Source organism: Desulfosporosinus sp. BICA1-9, assembly GCF_000802135.1.
In genome coordinates this window covers 1-18,285 of record NZ_JUEE01000226.1, presented here as the reverse complement: position 1 = coordinate 18,285, position 18,285 = coordinate 1, and the positions used below count along the sequence as shown (strand labels likewise).

Here is an 18,285-nt window from a genome sequence, read left to right as displayed (position 1 = left end):
ATTTGCCTAAATTCAACTCTTGCATATACATAGCTGTAACTAACTTACAATGAAGTAAACACCAACGTACTTGGTACGAGGAAACAATTTACTATTACCTTCTTAGCAAGCGATTTCATTTATTGGTAGATTAAACAAATGACTAGAATAGTAATTCGCTCGCCCGAGATCGTTGCAATTATGCATTTGAAGATTCATGCCATAGCAATTAATATAGTCATTTTGAAAACATCCTCCCATAATACTCCTCCAACTTCTCATCACACCGCCCAACAATCCACGCATTCTCCTCCCCCGTCAGCTTCTTCCAAACATGCCGATTAAACTCCACATACCCAATATCCCGGCACCGACTCATAAATCGCATATCCTCAAACCGCTTAAAGGGATTGCTAAAGATATTTCTCTCGACATCCTTTCTCGTATATCCGTCTTTACAATACAGACTGGAGTTCTTCTCAACCACTAGCCCTCTCTCTTTTCTAATGCTATAAAAATCCATGAAGTAATTAACGATGTCCTCGACCCTAACTCTTCCGTTTTCGTCCACATGCTCAAGCATGGCTTTGAGCAGTACCGGTTTATAGGAAAAACTCATATCCATAGTCCTGACCATGTCCATAAACTTATCTTTCATATTGGCAGGATTGATCAGCTCCCAGCCATACTGCTTAGCATAGCTCTCTACGGTTGCTTCCTTAAAGTATTTAAAACTCCGTTTATCCCCGAAGGGTACCTCTAAATCAGGGGTTATCTTTCCTTCACGCAGATACCGTTCAATGGTTTCTGTTTGCACATCAACCATCCTCACGAACTCCAGCTGAGATATCATCCCTTTCACTTCATCCTGCCAATTGAATAGATCAATCAGCTCGTAATCCGCAACATTCACCGGGAAATCCAGAAAAACAGAAGGTTTTTCTCCTCTGGCGATTAAATCTCTGTCCAACTCAAACTGTTTCTGGGAAGCAACAACGTACTCTCCCACCCTATATTCCTTCAGGTTAAACATCCTGTGCAGAGAATAGGGCATGTTAAATAAGCCGGCATTATCAATAAAATCAAAGACCATCAGGTAGTCCTTACCTGCGCACTTGCGCATCCCTCGGCCCAGTTGCTGAACATACAGTCTTCTGCTAAGCGTCGGCCTGGCCATGAACAAAACCTCTGTTTTAGGACTATCCCAGCCCTCATTCAAAAGGTCACAAGCACACAAGACTTGGATATCCCCATTTTGGTACAGATCTAAAATCCGTGTCCTTTCCGCAGACTTCATAGAACCGGAAACAGCCTCACAATTAATTCCCTTTTGCTTAAACAAGATAGAAATCTCATGAGCATGGTGTACGGAAGCACAGAAAACCACGGTTTTCTTATCCCTAACATAATTCAAATAGGTTTCTGCAATAAGCTTATTTCTTTCCGGCACAAAGAGTTTGCTTTCTAAGTCCTGAGCGTAATATTTTATGCCATTGATTCTCACCGTGGAGAGATCGACATTGGTCTTGACCCGGATACATCTGATCGGAACAAGTTCCCCTAACTCAACGGCTTGCTGCAAATCCAGTTTATGAGCCACATTTTTAAAGTCCTCCAGGATACTCTCGCCATCTGCTCTGTCCGGGGTAGCCGTAAGCCCCAGAGTAAATTCAGGTCTGAAATAACTCAAAACCTTCCTATAAGTATCTGCCGTTCCATGATGGCATTCATCGACGATGATATAGCTAAAGTCATCCGGTTTAAACCGTTCTAGATTTCTGGCAACACTCTGAATACTGCTGCAAACAATATAAGCGTCTTTCGCTTTTTCTTCAGCAACATAGAGGCCTGTCTCCGCCTGATCCCAAAGTTCTTCAAACGTGCCTTTAGCCTGGGTGATTAGTTCTTTGGTATGGGCTAAAAACAGAGTTTTTTTCCCGACTCGTTTGGCATCGCTGACTGCGGTCACAGTTTTCCCAGTGACCGTAGCATGATAAAGCAGAGCGATACTCTCTCCTTGATCACGCATGGTCTGCAGGCTGTCTAAAGCAGCTTGTTGATGCTCGCGTAGTTCAATGACCTTGCCCTTTTGCTTAGGCAGATAATCCTCCAACATTCTAAAGGAGGGTATTTCCCCGACAAAAATCCGCAGCTCGTCCTTGACCTTCTCAGGTTGGTGCTTCAGTTGGTTGTATACCCAGCGGTAAATCTTCCAGTTATGATAGATCAGGCTGTTTTGCTTGGTAAGGTCATCATAATATTTATTAGAAGAAACCTTATGGGGGTTATGATAGGTTTCACCGTCGATCTCTATGGCTATTTTTAAATCTTCACTTTCCAGAGCAAAATCAATGGAGCGTCTATTGCCATAAATATCTGTGACCGGATACTGAAGAAATAGATATTGGGCTTGATCCGGACCAAAGGTATCACAGAACAGCTCGACAAAGAGATCTTCGGCGATACTGCCCAGGCTGATCTTCTGCTTGATCTTTTCTGTCAATTTGATTCAACCCCTCAATCGTCGATAACTTCTTTAAGCAGTAACTTATCCTGGAAAGCGCCTCTCTCCTCAACCTTTTGCTTTCTGATAACTTCGAAGTCCTGCAGAGATACGTCTTTATGTTCCAAGATCGCATAAACAACTTCAACCAAGTCTGCCAGTTCTTCAACACTCTGGCTGTCTAGATATTCCTGAAGTTCTTCACCTAATTTTGCGTTTAATAATTCTAGGTATTCCTTACCGGAGACCTCTTCTAAGATGGCCTGTTTTCCACTTTGTTCGATGATTTGGGGTATTTTATCACGAATAAGTTTATTGTAGACCTTTACACTCATGATTTTCACACGATCCTTTATAGAAAAATGGAGCATATTATCGAGTATATGCATAAATTCTGCATTATTCTGTTAAGTCCTGCCAATAACTGTTCCTTTTTGCATTATTTATGAAGTATTTTGGCATAGGTTTTGTATATTGCTTGAATCATATCACTTATCGCGGACATTTATTTGCAGTCAAAAATCGCATCCTTTAGTTGAAAAGCAAAGCACTCCAAGCCCAGGCAAATATGGGCATGAAGTGCATTTATATCATACTCCTTATTAAAAGTTCAACATGGGATCACGAAGGAACAACTACCTCAATCGCTTTTTCACCATTTCTTCCACTCTTGTTTTTCTTCCGGAGTGCGATCAACTCCCCTTAGAGACCATCGGTAAACCTACATCTTTGCAGCATATCCCTCTTTTTCCGCATTTCCAAGCAAATACAAAAAGGCTGAAGCAGGTATCCGTACAACGGGTATCCTAGTATTATGAGAGGTAACGCCATAATCCTCTGCCCTTTTTGTGATGATCAAAGCACCTTGTGCCTTCACACGTTCATCATTCGCAAGCTCGATAATTGCATCTGTTTCTTTGACATGTGTATCTTCGCGATATTTCACTTCACACAAAATCCGGCCGGCAGGAAGTTCAACGACCACATCAACTTCTTTTTCGTTATCTTTCAGCCTTCGATAATAACCAACCTGCGCATTTGTTGTATAGTAGAATGCTGCAATATGCTTATACACGCTTGTTTCCACCATAATTCCCATTTCTTTAGGATCAGTTATAACATCCTCCAGCATCAAAACGGCATTGCGTATGGCGGCATCGGCCACATAGATTTTCGAACGACCTTTTAGAATTCCTTTTCCATCAACCCCAATCGGGTCGCTGATATAAATCAAGTTCGCCTCTTTCAAAAACTGAATATAGTTTGTAAGAGTAGCTTTGTTCATATCATCGAGTTCTTTAGACATTGTTGTAATGTTTATAATGTTGGAGGATTTCATACAAAGGTATAAAAACACCTTTTCAAGTTGCAGAGGATTTCTGACATTAAATAATGTCAGGACATCTCTTTTAATGACTTTATCAACTACATCTTCACGCAGCATTCTTTGGGAAAATATGTCATCGTTCGACAGGGCTAGCTCAGGAAATCCCCCCACCGTTAGATAACGATTGAAATGCTGTTGAAGTGGCGAAAGCTTGGTCATCAGCTCACTGAAATCACCTTTATCGATTTTATATAGCTGTGTTGGCCGAATACCCTGCCCGAGCTGCGGCCTTACAGATATTTGCAGCAAATCGCAATATTCATAGAATGATAAGGTTGGTATTTTCAGTACACTCCAACGTCCTACGCCGCTGTCTGCTGAACCTTTTTCAAGCGCTGGGCTTGCAGAGCCAGTGGCGACCAGACGTAAATGGGGATGTGTATCATACAGTGTTTTGATCCATACCTCCCAGTCTTCAGCATATTGTACCTCATCAAAGAAGAAATAGAGTTCTTCTTCGGTAGGGTAGGCATTTTTATAGGCTCTTAAAACGCCGTCAAAACCACCGAGCTTTAAGATAGGGTTATCAAAAGACAAATATACAATGTTTCTTGCTGGAACTCCTTTTTGTAGAAGGCTCTGTATGAGCTGGTACATGATTGTGGTTTTTCCCACTCGTCTTGCACCCGATAGTATTACAAATCTGCGCAGATCCTTGTGCAAAAGCAGCTTCTCCGCTTCATAGTAGGCAAACCTATGGTGGGGAGGTGCTGTTTTTTCAGAAATAGGCACTCCCTTCCACCATGGATTATATTGAATTAACAAATTTAAGAGTTTCTCATCCGTAAACATGATCACAGCACATCACCTCATCCGAATTAAATATCATACCAAGCATTTTGTCAATAACTATTAACACTATACTATCCATTATGTCAGGTTTTATGTCAAGAAGGCTTATCTTTCCTCTTGCTCAAAACTGCCTTTAGCTTTTCCACAAGTGGAATATCTGCCAAGGCAAAGTCATATAAATCCAACTCATGGCAATTAACCCAAGCTATGTTGATTATGTCTTAATGGGTCAGATACCTAATGCTTTGGTAATGTTATTTCGAATACGGCTCCTGTTTGACCGTTATCTGCCCGGATGCTCCCGCCCATAAACTCTACAGCAGATTTAGCAATGGCTAACCCGAGACCGAAATTTCCTCCTTTACCCTTATAAAACCTTTCGAAAATATGGGATAAATCCGCTTCCGGTATGCCGTCACCATCATCCGCTATTCGAATGACTGCGGAATTTCCAGCTTCTAGTAAAGTTATGCTCACCGAAGATTTGGCGTAACGCAGGCAATTCGATACGATGTTGATTACTGCCTGTGATAAAAGCGTATCCTCCGCCAGTACGTATACAGGCTTATTCGGCAGGACAAGTGCTAGTTCACGTTGATGTTTTGCTGCAAGGCCGTCGAGACGCTGGACATATTCCTTGAGGATATTCCCCAAGTCAACTTGGGGGAGTTCCTTGCTGTACGTCTGGCTTTCAATACGTGACAGTGTCAGCAGCTCTTCTACTAATGAACCCAGCCGTTTGCTTTCGCTGTGAATGATTTGGGAGGCATGTTTTACATCGGGAAGCACCCCGTTAATAACACCTTCTGCATATCCCTGGATAGACATAAGAGGAGTTTTCAGTTCATGAGAAGCATTCTGCAGGAATGCTTTTTGCGATTTATCATAGGCTTCAAGCTTAGCGGACATCTCACCAATACTTTGTTTAAGCATCTGCAGTTCAAGAATATCATTATTACTGGTCTGAAGCGGAGCGGAGAAGTCACCCGAACCGATGTCTCTGGTTAGTCTGCACAGCTCGCCGACGGGGCGTGTAATCCGGATTGATAAACGATGGGCCAGCCACACGGCCAGTAAGGCTCCGAACAGCATAATGCTTATTAAAATAAGATTGATAAAACGGACTAAGGCGATCTCCTTATCCGCATGGGATACAAAAATAACAGCCGGACTCCCGGCATTTGTGACCGGGTATGACAGGACAAAGTATTTATCTTTCCCGATGCGGATGGTATATACTTGGTGATCCTTCATTGAAGGAAGCTTCCCACTGAGTCGTTTTATTAACTGATTGTTGATAAAACTACCGGAACTGTTTGTATCCCTGAGCGGAGAAAAAAGTTCCTGATCCCGACTGTAGAAAAGCATCTCAGTGTTCACTGCTAATTGAGAAGAGCGCAGAGCTCTGTAGAGGTTGGCAAAAGGAGCAGCTAAATTTGCCGAGGCAGTGTTTCGGATATCCGGCAGTTCTTTTTTCACCACGCCTTCCATGGTCTTCACAACACCGTGCAGTTCAGTCCTGGCATTTCGATCTAAATAATAGTTTACCGAGAGATTGAATAATAGCAGTGTTATGAGTGGAAACACCGTGATCATGATTACAAAGGGAGTAACAATAGCGTTTTTAATCGGCTTCACAAATTATTCTCCCCCTTCGCTTAGCTTGAATCCAAATCCCCAGACAGATTCAATCTTAACACTGCAATTGACTGCGGCAAGCTTTTTGCGCAGACGTTTTACCACATCATCTGTGGCCCGGGAGTCAACCTCAAAATCAAACTTCCAAACATTTTTCAAGAGCTCATCCCGGGATACGGCACGGGTGCTGTTTTGCATTAGATATACCATCAAAGCCAACTCCGTTGGAGTCAGATCAAACGGACTTCCATCTACCTTTGCTTCTCTGGTGGCTGCATTGATATTCAAATTGCCGGCTGCCAAGATGTGCTTGGAAGTGCCGCCTGTATCCAATTCCAATCTGCGGAACAATGCTTTGACTCTGGCCACCAGTTCCATAGGAGAAAAAGGTTTTGTCATGTAATCATCCGAACCAAGTGTAATCCCTGTTATCCGGTCGATTTCACTGTCTCTTGCGGACACAATAATAATAAGGGTATTACTGCAATTTCGAATCTGTGTACATACAGAAAGTCCGTCTGTCCCCGGCATCATAATGTCAAGAATGACTAAATCAGCAGGTTTTTTCAAAAACGCAGCCAATAAGTCATCCCCATTCGCAAAAGATTTCACTTCAAATCCTTCATTAGACAAAAACATATTAATTAAGCCGCGTATATTTTCATCATCATCCGCTAGGTATATTAATTTTTTCATCTTCTCTCACTTCCTTGACACTATTGTAGCCTATTCTTTTTAAGATAAAAAGAATTGCCACAGCTTTGCCACAGTTTAACCTTTGTTTTGCACAAACGAAAAACGTTAAGATAGAGCCAGGAGGTGACAAATTGAGCAGTTGACAGAAGTAGATTCCACTCTAAATAGTTTAAATGAAATTATAAAAAGCTTGGATGATGTATCAAGTGAGGAATTAAACATCCCAAACCCATAATAAAGAAAAGAGGTTTTGTGAAATGAAAAAAATAATGGTAAACGTACTAGCTGTAATTTTTACCCTTGTTATGAGTAATGCAGTATTTGCGGCCACTCCGGGTGACGGGAGCAAATTAGACAAAAGGATTGAAACATTGCAGGAAAGACAGCAGAAGATTGAAGAAACCAAAACCCGTAACCAGGAGAAACAGTCAAAGCTAGCAACAAAGAAAGAGGAATTCGAAGGGTTCAAACTGGATTTAGCGGAGCACAGGCAGGATGTACTTAAAAATCGTGAAAACAACATCAGCGTTGTCGAGCAAAACAATCAACTGCGCTTAACCCTGGCTCAAAAGCTAAAAGAGTTAAAAGACAGTGGTTCAGTAATTCCAGAAGAAACAACCGCTCAGATAAAAGCTTACAATGCGCAAATCGCTGAACTGGCGAACTCTTTAAAAGATACCAAAGGCCAGATCAAAGATATTGTAGAGGAATACAAAGGCTTCATCAAGGAAAAGGATTATGCCGCCATGGATACGGCCTTTGCTAAAATAGTTTCCATCCAGACTAACCGCTTGGAAATACTTAACCAGATCAACAGTATTCTGCAGAAAATGAATAATTTACTATAATCTGCTGTCTCGCGTTACTTCATTTTTCTATGCTCAATCGTGTTAATTAAATAATTAATCCTTACTCATCGATTCCAGCAACTTCTGAAGATATTCTATTTGTTCCGGCGAAAGCTTTCTGGCTGTGTCCACCAGACGGCGAAGTTCCGGCTCAAGCTGCGGACGTTCCTCGGCAAAAAATTCTGTAAGCGTAATATTGAGAGCCAAACATATTCTCTAATTCACGTTCAAAAGCACTTCTTTCCGCTGCATCCATCGTTTCTTCTAAATAGTCATAAATTCTATCACCTAATTGAAATTCATTCGTAATCATATGGTCTCGCTCCTTTGGTTTAAAATTGTAATGTCTTTTCAGCAATAAAAAATGTACTCACTAAATATTCAGGTTCAAACGAAAAATTACATTCTTTGCCAGTTGAGTTAGGGCTAATAATTAGTTATTCTTAATCTACAAGATTTAATTTAGTAAAGAGAAAGGGAGATACATTATTGAAAATTCGATGTCTTAAGAAGCATAACAACTCAATCATTAAGAGAATCTTAACGACACTGACGATCTTTCTAGTCGCCTTCCAACTCTCTTTAGTTTCGATTCCTGTTGCGAATGCCAATGACAACTTAAACATCCCCCTAACACCTATTCTTAATCTAAACTTTCCTTTTTCTAAAGCAATTCTTAATCCTAACAAACCAATCTTATATTTAATAGATTCTGATCTAAACAAACGAGTTTACGCCGTCAATTATGCGACCAAAGCAATATCGTCACTTAATTTTGATGGCATTCCAATTAAAATGGCCGTAGAAAACGACGAACTTTTTGTTGCCTTACAAAAATCAAACATTGATCCTCTGATTGATGTTTCCGCAACCGGCTCCATTGAAATCATTAATACCACTACGTTTACGATAACGGATGAAATACAGCTGGACTATGTTCCAAATGACATGGTCGTCAACAAAGATTCCATTTATATTGTCCCGTACAACAAAGCAGATCATAGCTTGCTCACCTATTCTCGTCAGACAAAACAAAAGATCGCTTCGGGCGCTGAAATTGATTCTAAGAGTCAGCTAATATTTAACCCGAAAATGAATCGACTCTATTCATTCATTGAGACTAGTTCTGTTAAAGTGTCTAGCTACGATGTTTCCGATGTTGGGGTTAGAAGCAATAATTTCTCTCAATTATTTAATGATGTCACTAATTTGCCAAAAGACATGTTTCTCTCTGCCGATGGTGAATATCTATTTACGACAGATTGCGTTGTTATGGATGCTAACCTTAATCCTGTTACTTCTTTACCAAATGCTTTAGCTTCCATTGCCTTTAATTCTGAGACCAATGACTTTTATGTCGCTGATCGACAAGACACCAGACTGGTTAAAGCTTATAATTATGACTACAACAATCCTTATGGTTTTCGCACTTTTAAGCAAAATACTACTTTTTCAGCCCATGGTTATGTCCGTCATGTTTTTTATCAAAATGGTAAGCTTATTGTCCTGACAGCTGGTGACAATGGCATGGTTGTTGAGACCTCCAACGTGGGTACATCCCCTCAACCTTTTCAGCCAGACCCCCTCAGTCCGGTAATACCTATTAATTTTAAACCGACTGATTCCCTGATTGATCCCAATCGACCGGTAATTTATTTAACTGACAATACCAACCGCAGAATCTACGCTGTTAATTATAAGACTAAGATGATTTCTTTCCTCCAATTAGATCTGCCGCCGGAAAAAATGGCGTTTGATAATAACGAACTTTATGTAACCCTTATGCAACGTGGCAATCAAAACTCGCTTCAGCAAGCTTCGTCAGGAACAGTGGCCATTATTGATGCTAATAATTTTAGTCTAACCAAGAAAATACCACTTAGTAGCGTTCCAGACGATATCGCTGTAGACGGGGGCTATCTGTATCTTGTTGCCTATACGTCTCAAGGAATAGAGATTTCCAGCTACTCTCGCAGCACTGGACAAATTGTTGATAAAACGACTCAGAATAGTGAAGCATACCTAAGTAACGCAAGTGTTCTTAACTCACATCTATATTATCCAACTGAGCGCATGCTTGATTCACAGGGTTTTGCCCAACTATTAATTTCCAACGATAAATTATATATGGTAGAAGAAGATCTATATACTCGCAGTATTATTAATGTTTATAACTACACCATTAACAACGGGGTTTTTGGCCCTGCTCATGACTTAATGTCCCGTAACGAACAAAATTCAGATATTCTGCTACTATCGGATGATTTTCGCCTTTCCCCCGATGGTCAATATCTGTTTAATGGTATTGGCAATATCTTTGATAAGGATTTAAATTATCTTACCAGATTAGATTCTCCCTTTACCGATGTAGCTTTTGATCCCGTCTATCAACGGTTTTATACGGCCAATACTAGACTAGCGGATCAGCCTTTTCCCAGAACATCGAGCGTCTACGATAATACTCTCAATAGTAAAGGTAGCTTTACAAAATTGGACGCGATATCCTTTCTAAGTCGAGAAGTAAATTATATGGCTTACCAAGACAGAAATTTATTGACCGTCTCCAAGAATGATTTTCCCAATTATTTTGATAACCAATACTTTATTCAAATTATTCCTGTTGCCAACAAAATTCAGTTACCAACAACCCCTTCCGTTAACCCTGTAATTCGTTTTAGCGGATACGACCAGTATGATACCGCCGCCAAAATTGCCCAGGAGGGCTGGAAAGAAACCTCAGATTCAATCGTTCTTTCTGCAGGGATGCAACCAAACCTAATCGATGCGATGGCTGCAGGACCCCTGGCTTCTTTGCTTAACGCTCCAATACTTTTGACAGATGAAAATAGCAAATTGAATCCGTATACAAAAGCAGAAATTGTTCGTCTCAAACCGACAAAAGCTTATATCACGAGCGGCACGGCGGTCATCAAACCGGCAGTTATCAATGAGCTAAAATCTATGGGGATCATTCCGATTGAACTGGGTGGTTATGATCAGTATGAAACGTCTGTAAATATAGCTAAAAAGATGCAGGCTTTAGGAGCTAAATTCACTAAGATTGCCGTGGTAGCTGGTTGGGTTAGTCCTTCAGATGCGCTTTCGATTGGTTCAATTGCTTCTGCCCAGAAAATGCCCGTTCTGGCCACGACAAAAAGTCAACTTCCTCCACAAGTAAAAGAATATCTCGATAGTATTCAAGGTTTAATCACAGATAGCTATGTTATAGGTGGAACAGCGGTAGTGTCTGAAACCGTTAAGAATAGTCTCCCGGGTCACCAAAAACGTTATGCCGGTGCTACCAAGTATGACACGAATTTAGAAGTTCTAAAGAATTTCGCCACTGACCTAAAATACCGTGCCGTATACGTAGCAAACGGTGAAACTCTGGTTGACGCTTTGACTGGTATACCTTTGGCAGCTCGAGATTTTGCTCCTGTTATTCTTACGGATAAAATATTAAATGAAGCGACACTAAAGTACACTAAATTAAATTTCTCGCAAAATATCTCTGTATTAGGTGGCCAAGCAGTAGTAACCGATAATGTTGCCAATCAATTATCTTCCCATGAATTGCTAACAGCTAATAATAGCACTTTGGGAGGTACGGATAGCAACAATCCTGGAGAGTTTAATAACACCTTAGTCATCCGGGGAGACAACCTAACCTTACAAAACGTAAGCTTAGGGTACAGTCTATATATACAAGGTAACCATGACAGTCTTAAAAACGTTACTGTCAAAGGAACAATCTTTATTGATCCACCGAACGACGGCACTCTAAGCCTCCATAATGTTAAAGCATCGAAAATTGTTGTACTTTCCGGTACAGAAAGTGGAATCCAATTCGATAATGTAGAAGCGGATAACATCCAATGGTGATTCCCAAACGAGAGTTTTCTCGCATTACACGTATCAACTAACTTTTTTTAGATAAAAGAGTCCCTAGGCAGGCTGGCAGACTTCCCTCTCATGGGTTCAGTACCGTTAGACACGAAGATTGCTGGACAAGGCTATCGAATGATCGTTGCTGATCCCTATCTTGTTTTCTACATCCTAGTTATGGAAGAGAACACGGTGGAAGTTCATCGAGTACTTCATGGTAAACAGGATTTCCCGCGCATGATGACGTAACAAATAATCGATTTCTCCAACAAAATATCAAGCACCCCAAGCTCGTCAACGAGAGCTTGGGGTGCTTGATTATATTCAATCTAGGTACGACGAAGATGATGATGATTCGTCCGCAACCAACCTGACATCAGCCGAACAATTCTATGTTTAAGATTAAAAACCAAAACTACACTCATATCTATGATTAAGTCTGGAAATATTGATACCGGAAAAATCCAGTGCTTCTCTTAGCGATTGGGTTTTCTATTATTTGTCAGTCCCACTAGATAGTCGATACTAGTTTTATAGAATTCTGCAAGTTTAATAAGCGAGGCACTAGGATTATCAAGAGCACCGCTTTCATATCTTGAATAGGTTGTTACGCGCAATATCAAAAGGCTGGAAGCAATTTTGCTCCAGCCTCTTACTTTAAGGTTTTTTCGGCTTTTTCGCCTTCCCCCTCTTCGTCACTTGCTTCGTTTCGGCTTTACTTTCCATCTCAATTCCAAACAGATCGCCAATATCCCTATCCTCAATTATCCTACGACTCTTTACATTTGATTTTTTCAGGAAGGTCTCGGTTTTCTGACTGATGGCTTGTGAAATAAGGTCCTCCATCTTCACCTTGCGCAGTACGAAAAACAAAGTGGGATCCTCGTCTAGCCGAGCGCCTACCCCATAGAGCACTGCCGCCACGTGTTTGCACATATAAGCCCCGTCAGGGCAACTACATTGAAACCTGATTTCCTTAGCGTCTGGAAACAAACCCTGGCCCTTGGCGGTAAACACTTCTCTTAGGGTCTTAGGAAACTTACCCACAATCAGTTCTTGCAATGAATCAATCTTCCCTGCACAGCTCATTGTAATCCCTTGCCAGACAGCGTCGGACAGCGGTAGTATGCTAATCGTTACTTGATAAGGTTTGGAAACGCTCCCTTGGACAAGGGCCTTGATTTCTCCCTGTGTAATTTTCAGATCCAGCACCGCTCCATGACGCACATAACTACGGCCTCGCCCGATTCGGTTGGCAAAGTCTGAATAGCTCTCCAGATTATCATTCCAGGCCTTACCCCACCAGGTTTTGGACAGTTTTGTTCCTTCAATCATCACGGGACAGATATCAGGATTTTTCTTTCTTAGTTTCTCGACACTTTTTTGGGCCTTGCGTCTTTTTTCTGCCACCGAGACGTAGGCTGGAAATCCAGTGTAATATGCCATACATTATCCCTCCCCAACTTTATTTAGAGAGTGTAAACAAATTCATAAGCTGTTGGTTATCCAGCTCAGTAATCCAGCTTTCCTGACTGTCTGGCATAATATCTTGCTGCAGTTTTATTTTATCTTCAATCATCAGATCAATCTTTTCTTCGATGGTACCCTTGGTAATAAACTTATGAACAATCACATTCTTTTTCTGACCAATCCTAAAGGCCCGATCTGTAGCCTGATTTTCAACCGCCGGATTCCACCACCTGTCAAAATGGATCACGTGATTGGCAGAGGTTAGGTTAAGACCGACTCCGCCGGCTTTTATGGAGAGGACCATAAAGGGTACATACTCGGAACCCTGGAATTCAGCGACCAGCTCCTTACGTTTGGCCACGGAGGTCCCGCCATGTAAAACAAGTCCCGGATGCTGAAAGATCGTCTCCAGAAACCGATTCAGGGGCTCGGTAATCTCCTTAAACTGAGTAAATATTAGTACCCGTTCCCGCTTCTCAACGATGGTTTCACAGATCTCACGCAGCCTTGCATATTTGCCGCTTTCATTTTCAACGTAGTCATTTTGACCCATAAATTGATCGGGGTGATTACAAATCTGTTTGAGCTTGATCAGCGAGGAAAGGACGAGCCCTTGGCGTTCAATTCCCTGCTCAGTCGATTCAAGCTTAGCCTTAAGGTCATTGACAATCTTATTGTAAAGGACCACTTGTTTTTTTGTAAGGGTCGAATACGTTTTCATTTCGATTTTCTCCGGCAAATCCGAGATAACTGTCTTGTCGGTCTTTAACCGTCTGAGCATAAAGGGGGAGACAACTCGCTTCAATCGGGCATATCCTTCCGGAGTATCCTGGAGCTTCTTTGTAAAATTAGTAAACTCTCTGGCACTGCCCAGCAAGCCTTTATTCAGAAAATCAAAGAGGGACCATAAATCAGCCAGACGATTTTCCATGGGCGTCCCGGTCATGGCCAGTTTATAGGAGGCCTTTAATTGCTTCACACCCTTTGTTTGCTTGGTGCCTGGATTCTTAATGGCTTGGGCCTCATCCAAAATTAAGGAATCCCAAGTCATCGTTTTTAACCAATCGTGCTTTGCAAGCATGCCATAAGTCGTAATATAGAGGTCATAATCCTTCGCCAAAACGTCGGCGCTGGTCTGCAGGCCCCTATTTTCCGAAGGGTGGAGGACACAGTAGTTCAAGGACGGTGCAAACTTTGTGATTTCACTGACCCAGTTCCCAATCAGTGAAGCAGGGACAATCAGTAACGCTTTTTCCTGGGTTTGACTTCTAATATTATTTAGAAGCGCTATGACCTGAACTGTTTTCCCTAAGCCCATATCGTCCGCAAGGCAGGCACCGAGTCCGAGAGTTTTCATATAATGGAGCCAGTTCAAGCCCCTTTCTTGGTAGGTACGCAAATTAGCCTGAAACCCTTCGCCACAGGCCACCGCTTCGATCACATCCGGATTCGTAAGCTTCTTTAGCACCGAATTGAGCCATTCTCCATTGCTTACTTCAAGTTCACAAGCTTCTTCCGAAAGATTCAAGACTTTTTGTGCCGTCAATTGGAAGCGCATGGCCTCTATCATACTGAGATCCATCTGGTCCATGAGTTTTTGGGCTTCTTCATAGGCCTTCAGTGTTTCCTTCAAGCGTTCATGATTGACCTCCACCCATTTTCCTTTAATTAAAACAAGGCCTTCTGCCTCCGTAAGCAACCGCTTCAACTCATCAGCCTTCATGGATTCTCCGCCGAGAAACAGCTCTGCTTTGAAATCCACAAGTGCTTCAAAGTTCAAGCGAGAAGGAGCTTTTTCTCCCACGCTGACCGACATTTTCAAAGAGGCGGACTTATTCTTCCACCAATTAGGCATACGGCATAAAATACCGGCTTCCTCGTAGAGCTGTATCTCCTTAAGAAACGTATAGGCTTCCTCCGCAGTTAAGCTGAGCGGATAGAAGAGTTCTCCCGAATCCACAAGTTCTGATATAAAGGCACTGTTCTCCGAGGCCTTATGTACGGTCGCCAGGAGTTCCAGCAGCTTTCTACTATTTTCCCCATAGTCTTGCAGCGCATTTTTAAGGGGCAGGTGTTTCGCTTTACCCTGCAGCGAGACATCCCCTGTATAGGTAGCCAAAAAAGCAAAGGGATAGTCCTCTTTCTTGCTCTCCACAAGGTGAAAGAAGACACGTCCCACTAAATGCACATTCGGATTGTAGGCTGCAAAAAATCCTTGGACACTGCCCTTGTAGGTCCTGATCATTTTAGCAAAGGTTTGATTCAGGGTTTCCCAGGCCTTTTTTAGCCAAACGTCCGTTAAGTATTCAGCCCCTTTTAGATAAGGCGCTTGTTGCAAGAGCTGCTCTACTTCATGGTCATCTATTTCAAGCATTACCTTTTCACGTAATACTTCAAGATCCGGATTCATGGCTAATTTCTTCACAAAGGTAGCGGCTATGAGCCTGAGATAACGAAGTGATTCAGACGTGACGACGGATTTATCTGAAAATCCAAGCAGTAAAAAAGCTTCATAAGCATTCTCACGATAGTGTCGGTAGACTTCTTCCTGGTAGGCGAATTGGGTGGACTCCAGAGTTGCTTCAATCAGCTGCCAGTCAAGTTCGAAGGTACCCTCCCCATGGATCAACGCAATCAGTTCTTTATAGGTAGTCGTTTTAGATTGATCATTGCTGGTAACCACTAATTCAATCCTTTCAGTCATAACGTTCTTAAATATTATACCATTAGATAAATCTATTGAAAATAAACAGCCAATCCAGTATTGTCTGAAATTGGCTGATTCAGTCTAGAAAGGGTAACGTCTGACAACTACCTTCGAGAACGTGTATTAGGTGATAATATTTCAGAGCAACTTTATTTGTGAGTTAAAAGGCCTGTGGTTTTTTAGATTTCTTAGTCCACTTTCGGGTATAATTGTAAATATAATTCTACCGCGGCAAAGCCTTATCTTGTTTTAAGGGAGGGACGGGGGGACAGGTTCCTTGTCCCTTATAATTCAAGAATTGTTAGCTCTGGGATGGCAGACAACATTTCATTGAAGGCACCTTCATCATAGCAGTTGAATAATCTGTCGTCCTTCTGATAAACCTTGTCGCCATATTTAAAGGACATATAAAACACGCCACCCTTGTTAAGCATTACTGCCAGTCTTTGCAGTATGTCCTTAATAGACCCTCTATCAACATGCAAGAGGGATGCTGAGGCCCAGATGCCCTTAAACATAATATCAAAGTTGACGTCCTCGAATTTTGCATGCTGAACAGACAAGCCAGTTAGTTTCGAGCTCAAATTTACCATTTCTATCGACGCATCAAAGGCAGAAACGTTGTATCCTTGGCTTAAAAAAAAAAGACTGTCCCTGCCTGAGCCACAACCCGCATCCAGAATGGTGCTCTCAGGGAGAAGGTATTCCTCAAATCTTCTGTAGTGCTCACTCATGTCTGCCTTTACTGTATTTATAAAAATTCATGAGCGTTCTTATTATAGAAGAAAACTGTAGTATTCACTATTTCGCCAGCTCCTTATGAATGATTATTTCATTACCAACAAGAGAAGTTGCCCTAGTGCTTAAGCGAAACATACAACGCTTTCGCTAGATTCGCTATATGATAAGGTTTTTAATATCCATCTTCGCATAAATAATTCTGTGTATTTCTATCTCGAGTTCTCTCACTACATAGAAAATACAATAGTTTTTTACACTCAACATTCTGTATTCAGCTTCAAGTGGTTGAGTTAGTTGATACACTTTACTTGAATAAGGAAATTGTTGAAGCCGATATATAGAATTTTCAAGAGCATCAACTAAATTCAATGCTGCCTCAGGTGCTTTAAGGATTCCGGCGATGTAACTTGTAATATCCCTTAAATCCTTTTGCGCTAAAGGTAAATACTTTAACTTATACATTATCCTTACCTATCTTATCGGCCAAGCTTCTTTTCAAATCTGAAAATACTTCTTCGTGCGTATAGCGCACATTGGTATATTTTGCTTCCAATTCTGCTTCTTTTAATTTATAGTAAATTTCACCTTCAAATAGCTTGCGTTCATAGGCTTCAATGCTCATTACTACCATATCACCATAACCATTTTTAGTTAAAAAAACTGGCTCTGATGTTTCATGCACAATCTTTGAAATTTCTGAGAAGTTATTTCGCAGGTCCGAAACTGGTCTAATCTGCGGCATAATATTCACCCCCATAATGATCTTAGCGTAATTTTATCATAATTATGCTAAGATTTCAATATGGCAAACCTTCTTATCATCTGCCTTTCAGTTTTTAAGTTCCTAGTATGTTAGGCTTTGAAATAAGGGATATCTTCAATATTATAGTTAAATTTGTCTGAATTTCTAGTATAATACCTATAGCGAAGCGAAGCAGAAAGATTTTAAAAACAGGAAAGAGTTAGCGAGGATGTTTGAATTTTTCTGCCCAAAGTGTAAAAATACTTTATTTAGTGCAAGTGATCATCCACTTGAAGAGAAGATCTACTGCTCCATTTGCAACACTTATCTTGATAATCCATATTACAAGAAACCATCTAATTAGCGAAACATTCCTCTAAAACCCCGGATTAATCCGGGGTTTTACTATTCATTTACCTTACAGTTCAATTTCCTTCTAACCAAGATTTAACTTTTCATCCCAAGAAGGATGAGCACCTGAGTAAGGTCAAATTCGTCACCAGTGTCGAATTTGAAGAAACAGGATAAGCCTCAGGGTGACAAACCTCATATAAAATGCCTATTCCAAATTGGACTTCGCGGGCCAATTTAGAATAGGCATAACTTTTTTACTAATACCGATTATTCGACAACAATAAGGAGTTCTCCAGCCTTGACCTGCTGCCCTTCCTTAATATTCACCGATCTGACAATCCCTGAGATAGAACTCGTTATCCTTGTTTCCATTTTCATAGCTTCGACAACCACGAGGGTCTGATTTTGGGTTACCTGATCTCCTTCTTGTACCATTAACGTCACCACAGTCCCTGGGATAGGGGATCCAATCTCATTCTTATTGTCAGGGTCTGCCATCTCCGTCAAACTGTATTCTCCAGACTGGGTAAGAAGGTTGATGTC

At 41.3% G+C, this 18,285-nt stretch carries 16 protein-coding genes; 3 read left to right on the top strand and 13 right to left on the bottom strand.

All coding sequences use genetic code 11. The annotated features are described in order from the left end of the window. Positions 1 to 217: 217 nt before the first annotated feature. From JL57_RS27845 to JL57_RS27825, 5 genes are all read right to left on the bottom strand, one after another. Entirely contained in the window at positions 218 to 2,482 is a 2,265-nt protein-coding gene (locus JL57_RS27845) for a DEAD/DEAH box helicase family protein (protein WP_034145154.1), read from the bottom strand. Positions 2,483 to 2,496: 14 nt separating this feature from the next. After that, positions 2,497 to 2,817 carry a nucleoside triphosphate pyrophosphohydrolase gene (locus tag JL57_RS27840; protein ID WP_034145153.1) on the bottom strand — a complete coding sequence of 107 codons (321 nt, stop codon included), beginning with the start codon at positions 2,815 to 2,817 and terminating at the stop codon, positions 2,497 to 2,499. A 386-nt stretch (positions 2,818 to 3,203) separates the two neighbouring features. Beyond that, entirely contained in the window at positions 3,204 to 4,661 is a 1,458-nt protein-coding gene (locus JL57_RS27835; RefSeq protein ID WP_291300679.1) for an ATP-binding protein, read from the bottom strand. 237 nt (positions 4,662 to 4,898) lie between these two features. Next, positions 4,899 to 6,299 (bottom strand): cell wall metabolism sensor histidine kinase WalK, encoded by a 1,401-nt coding sequence (locus JL57_RS35790; protein WP_291300678.1) that lies wholly within the window; start codon positions 6,297 to 6,299, stop codon positions 4,899 to 4,901. Between the two features lie 3 nt (positions 6,300 to 6,302). After that, on the bottom strand, positions 6,303 to 6,995 hold the full coding sequence (locus JL57_RS27825; protein ID WP_034145151.1) for a response regulator transcription factor: 693 nt from the start codon (positions 6,993 to 6,995) through the stop codon (positions 6,303 to 6,305). Between the two features lie 257 nt (positions 6,996 to 7,252). Here JL57_RS27825 and JL57_RS27820 point away from each other — a divergent pair, with 257 nt between their 5' ends. Continuing rightward, positions 7,253 to 7,843: a hypothetical protein gene (locus JL57_RS27820; RefSeq protein ID WP_034145150.1), complete on the top strand. Its 591-nt coding sequence runs from the start codon at positions 7,253 to 7,255 to the stop codon at positions 7,841 to 7,843. 151 nt (positions 7,844 to 7,994) lie between these two features. On the opposite strand, the gene JL57_RS35785 is transcribed toward JL57_RS27820, so the two are convergent. Continuing rightward, positions 7,995 to 8,156: a hypothetical protein gene (locus JL57_RS35785; RefSeq protein ID WP_291300677.1), complete on the bottom strand. Its 162-nt coding sequence runs from the start codon at positions 8,154 to 8,156 to the stop codon at positions 7,995 to 7,997. 176 nt (positions 8,157 to 8,332) lie between these two features. Between JL57_RS35785 and JL57_RS35780 the strand changes: the two genes are divergently transcribed. Next, positions 8,333 to 11,725, top strand: a complete 3,393-nt coding sequence (locus tag JL57_RS35780; RefSeq protein WP_291300676.1) for a cell wall-binding repeat-containing protein — start codon at positions 8,333 to 8,335, stop codon at positions 11,723 to 11,725. Positions 11,726 to 11,776: 51 nt separating this feature from the next. Continuing rightward, complete coding sequence (locus JL57_RS27810; RefSeq protein ID WP_291300681.1) at positions 11,777 to 11,977, top strand: type II toxin-antitoxin system RelE/ParE family toxin; 201 nt, start codon at positions 11,777 to 11,779, stop codon at positions 11,975 to 11,977. A 227-nt stretch (positions 11,978 to 12,204) separates the two neighbouring features. On the opposite strand, the gene JL57_RS35775 is transcribed toward JL57_RS27810, so the two are convergent. From JL57_RS35775 to JL57_RS27780, 7 genes are all read right to left on the bottom strand, one after another. Next, positions 12,205 to 12,366, bottom strand: a complete 162-nt coding sequence (locus tag JL57_RS35775; RefSeq protein WP_291300680.1) for a helix-turn-helix transcriptional regulator — start codon at positions 12,364 to 12,366, stop codon at positions 12,205 to 12,207. A 19-nt stretch (positions 12,367 to 12,385) separates the two neighbouring features. After that, entirely contained in the window at positions 12,386 to 13,174 is a 789-nt protein-coding gene (locus JL57_RS27805; protein ID WP_291300675.1) for an SWIM zinc finger family protein, read from the bottom strand. Positions 13,175 to 13,193: 19 nt separating this feature from the next. Further along, the gene (locus tag JL57_RS27800) at positions 13,194 to 15,881 is read right to left on the bottom strand and encodes a DEAD/DEAH box helicase (protein ID WP_034145149.1); all 2,688 of its coding nucleotides are present in this window, start codon (positions 15,879 to 15,881) and stop codon (positions 13,194 to 13,196) included. Between the two features lie 308 nt (positions 15,882 to 16,189). Then, complete coding sequence (locus JL57_RS27795) at positions 16,190 to 16,639, bottom strand: bifunctional 2-polyprenyl-6-hydroxyphenol methylase/3-demethylubiquinol 3-O-methyltransferase UbiG (RefSeq protein WP_291300674.1); 450 nt, start codon at positions 16,637 to 16,639, stop codon at positions 16,190 to 16,192. 163 nt (positions 16,640 to 16,802) lie between these two features. Beyond that, complete coding sequence (locus JL57_RS27790) at positions 16,803 to 17,108, bottom strand: type II toxin-antitoxin system RelE/ParE family toxin (protein WP_034145148.1); 306 nt, start codon at positions 17,106 to 17,108, stop codon at positions 16,803 to 16,805. Further along, positions 17,101 to 17,388 carry a type II toxin-antitoxin system Phd/YefM family antitoxin gene (locus tag JL57_RS27785; RefSeq protein ID WP_034145147.1) on the bottom strand — a complete coding sequence of 96 codons (288 nt, stop codon included), beginning with the start codon at positions 17,386 to 17,388 and terminating at the stop codon, positions 17,101 to 17,103. The genes JL57_RS27790 and JL57_RS27785 overlap by 8 nt, the downstream gene beginning before the upstream one ends. Before the next feature lie 621 nt (positions 17,389 to 18,009). Further along, positions 18,010 to 18,285: biotin/lipoyl-containing protein (locus tag JL57_RS27780; protein ID WP_034145146.1), on the bottom strand; the 276-nt coding region annotated here is incomplete at its 5' end.

What these genes read in the sequence shown, in the direction of transcription:
- JL57_RS27840 (WP_034145153.1), bottom strand. Translation starts at nt 2,817, where the DNA reads ATGAGTGTAAAGGTCTACAATAAACTTATTCGTGATAAAATACCCCAA.
- JL57_RS27835 (WP_291300679.1), bottom strand. Translation starts at nt 4,661, where the DNA reads ATGTTTACGGATGAGAAACTCTTAAATTTGTTAATTCAATATAATCCA.
- JL57_RS27825 (WP_034145151.1), bottom strand. Translation starts at nt 6,995, where the DNA reads ATGAAAAAATTAATATACCTAGCGGATGATGATGAAAATATACGCGGC.
- JL57_RS27820 (WP_034145150.1), top strand. Translation starts at nt 7,253, where the DNA reads ATGAAAAAAATAATGGTAAACGTACTAGCTGTAATTTTTACCCTTGTT.
- JL57_RS35785 (WP_291300677.1), bottom strand. Translation starts at nt 8,156, where the DNA reads ATGATTACGAATGAATTTCAATTAGGTGATAGAATTTATGACTATTTA.
- JL57_RS27805 (WP_291300675.1), bottom strand. Translation starts at nt 13,174, where the DNA reads ATGGCATATTACACTGGATTTCCAGCCTACGTCTCGGTGGCAGAAAAA.
- JL57_RS27795 (WP_291300674.1), bottom strand. Translation starts at nt 16,639, where the DNA reads ATGAGTGAGCACTACAGAAGATTTGAGGAATACCTTCTCCCTGAGAGC.
- JL57_RS27790 (WP_034145148.1), bottom strand. Translation starts at nt 17,108, where the DNA reads ATGTATAAGTTAAAGTATTTACCTTTAGCGCAAAAGGATTTAAGGGAT.
- JL57_RS27785 (WP_034145147.1), bottom strand. Translation starts at nt 17,388, where the DNA reads ATGCCGCAGATTAGACCAGTTTCGGACCTGCGAAATAACTTCTCAGAA.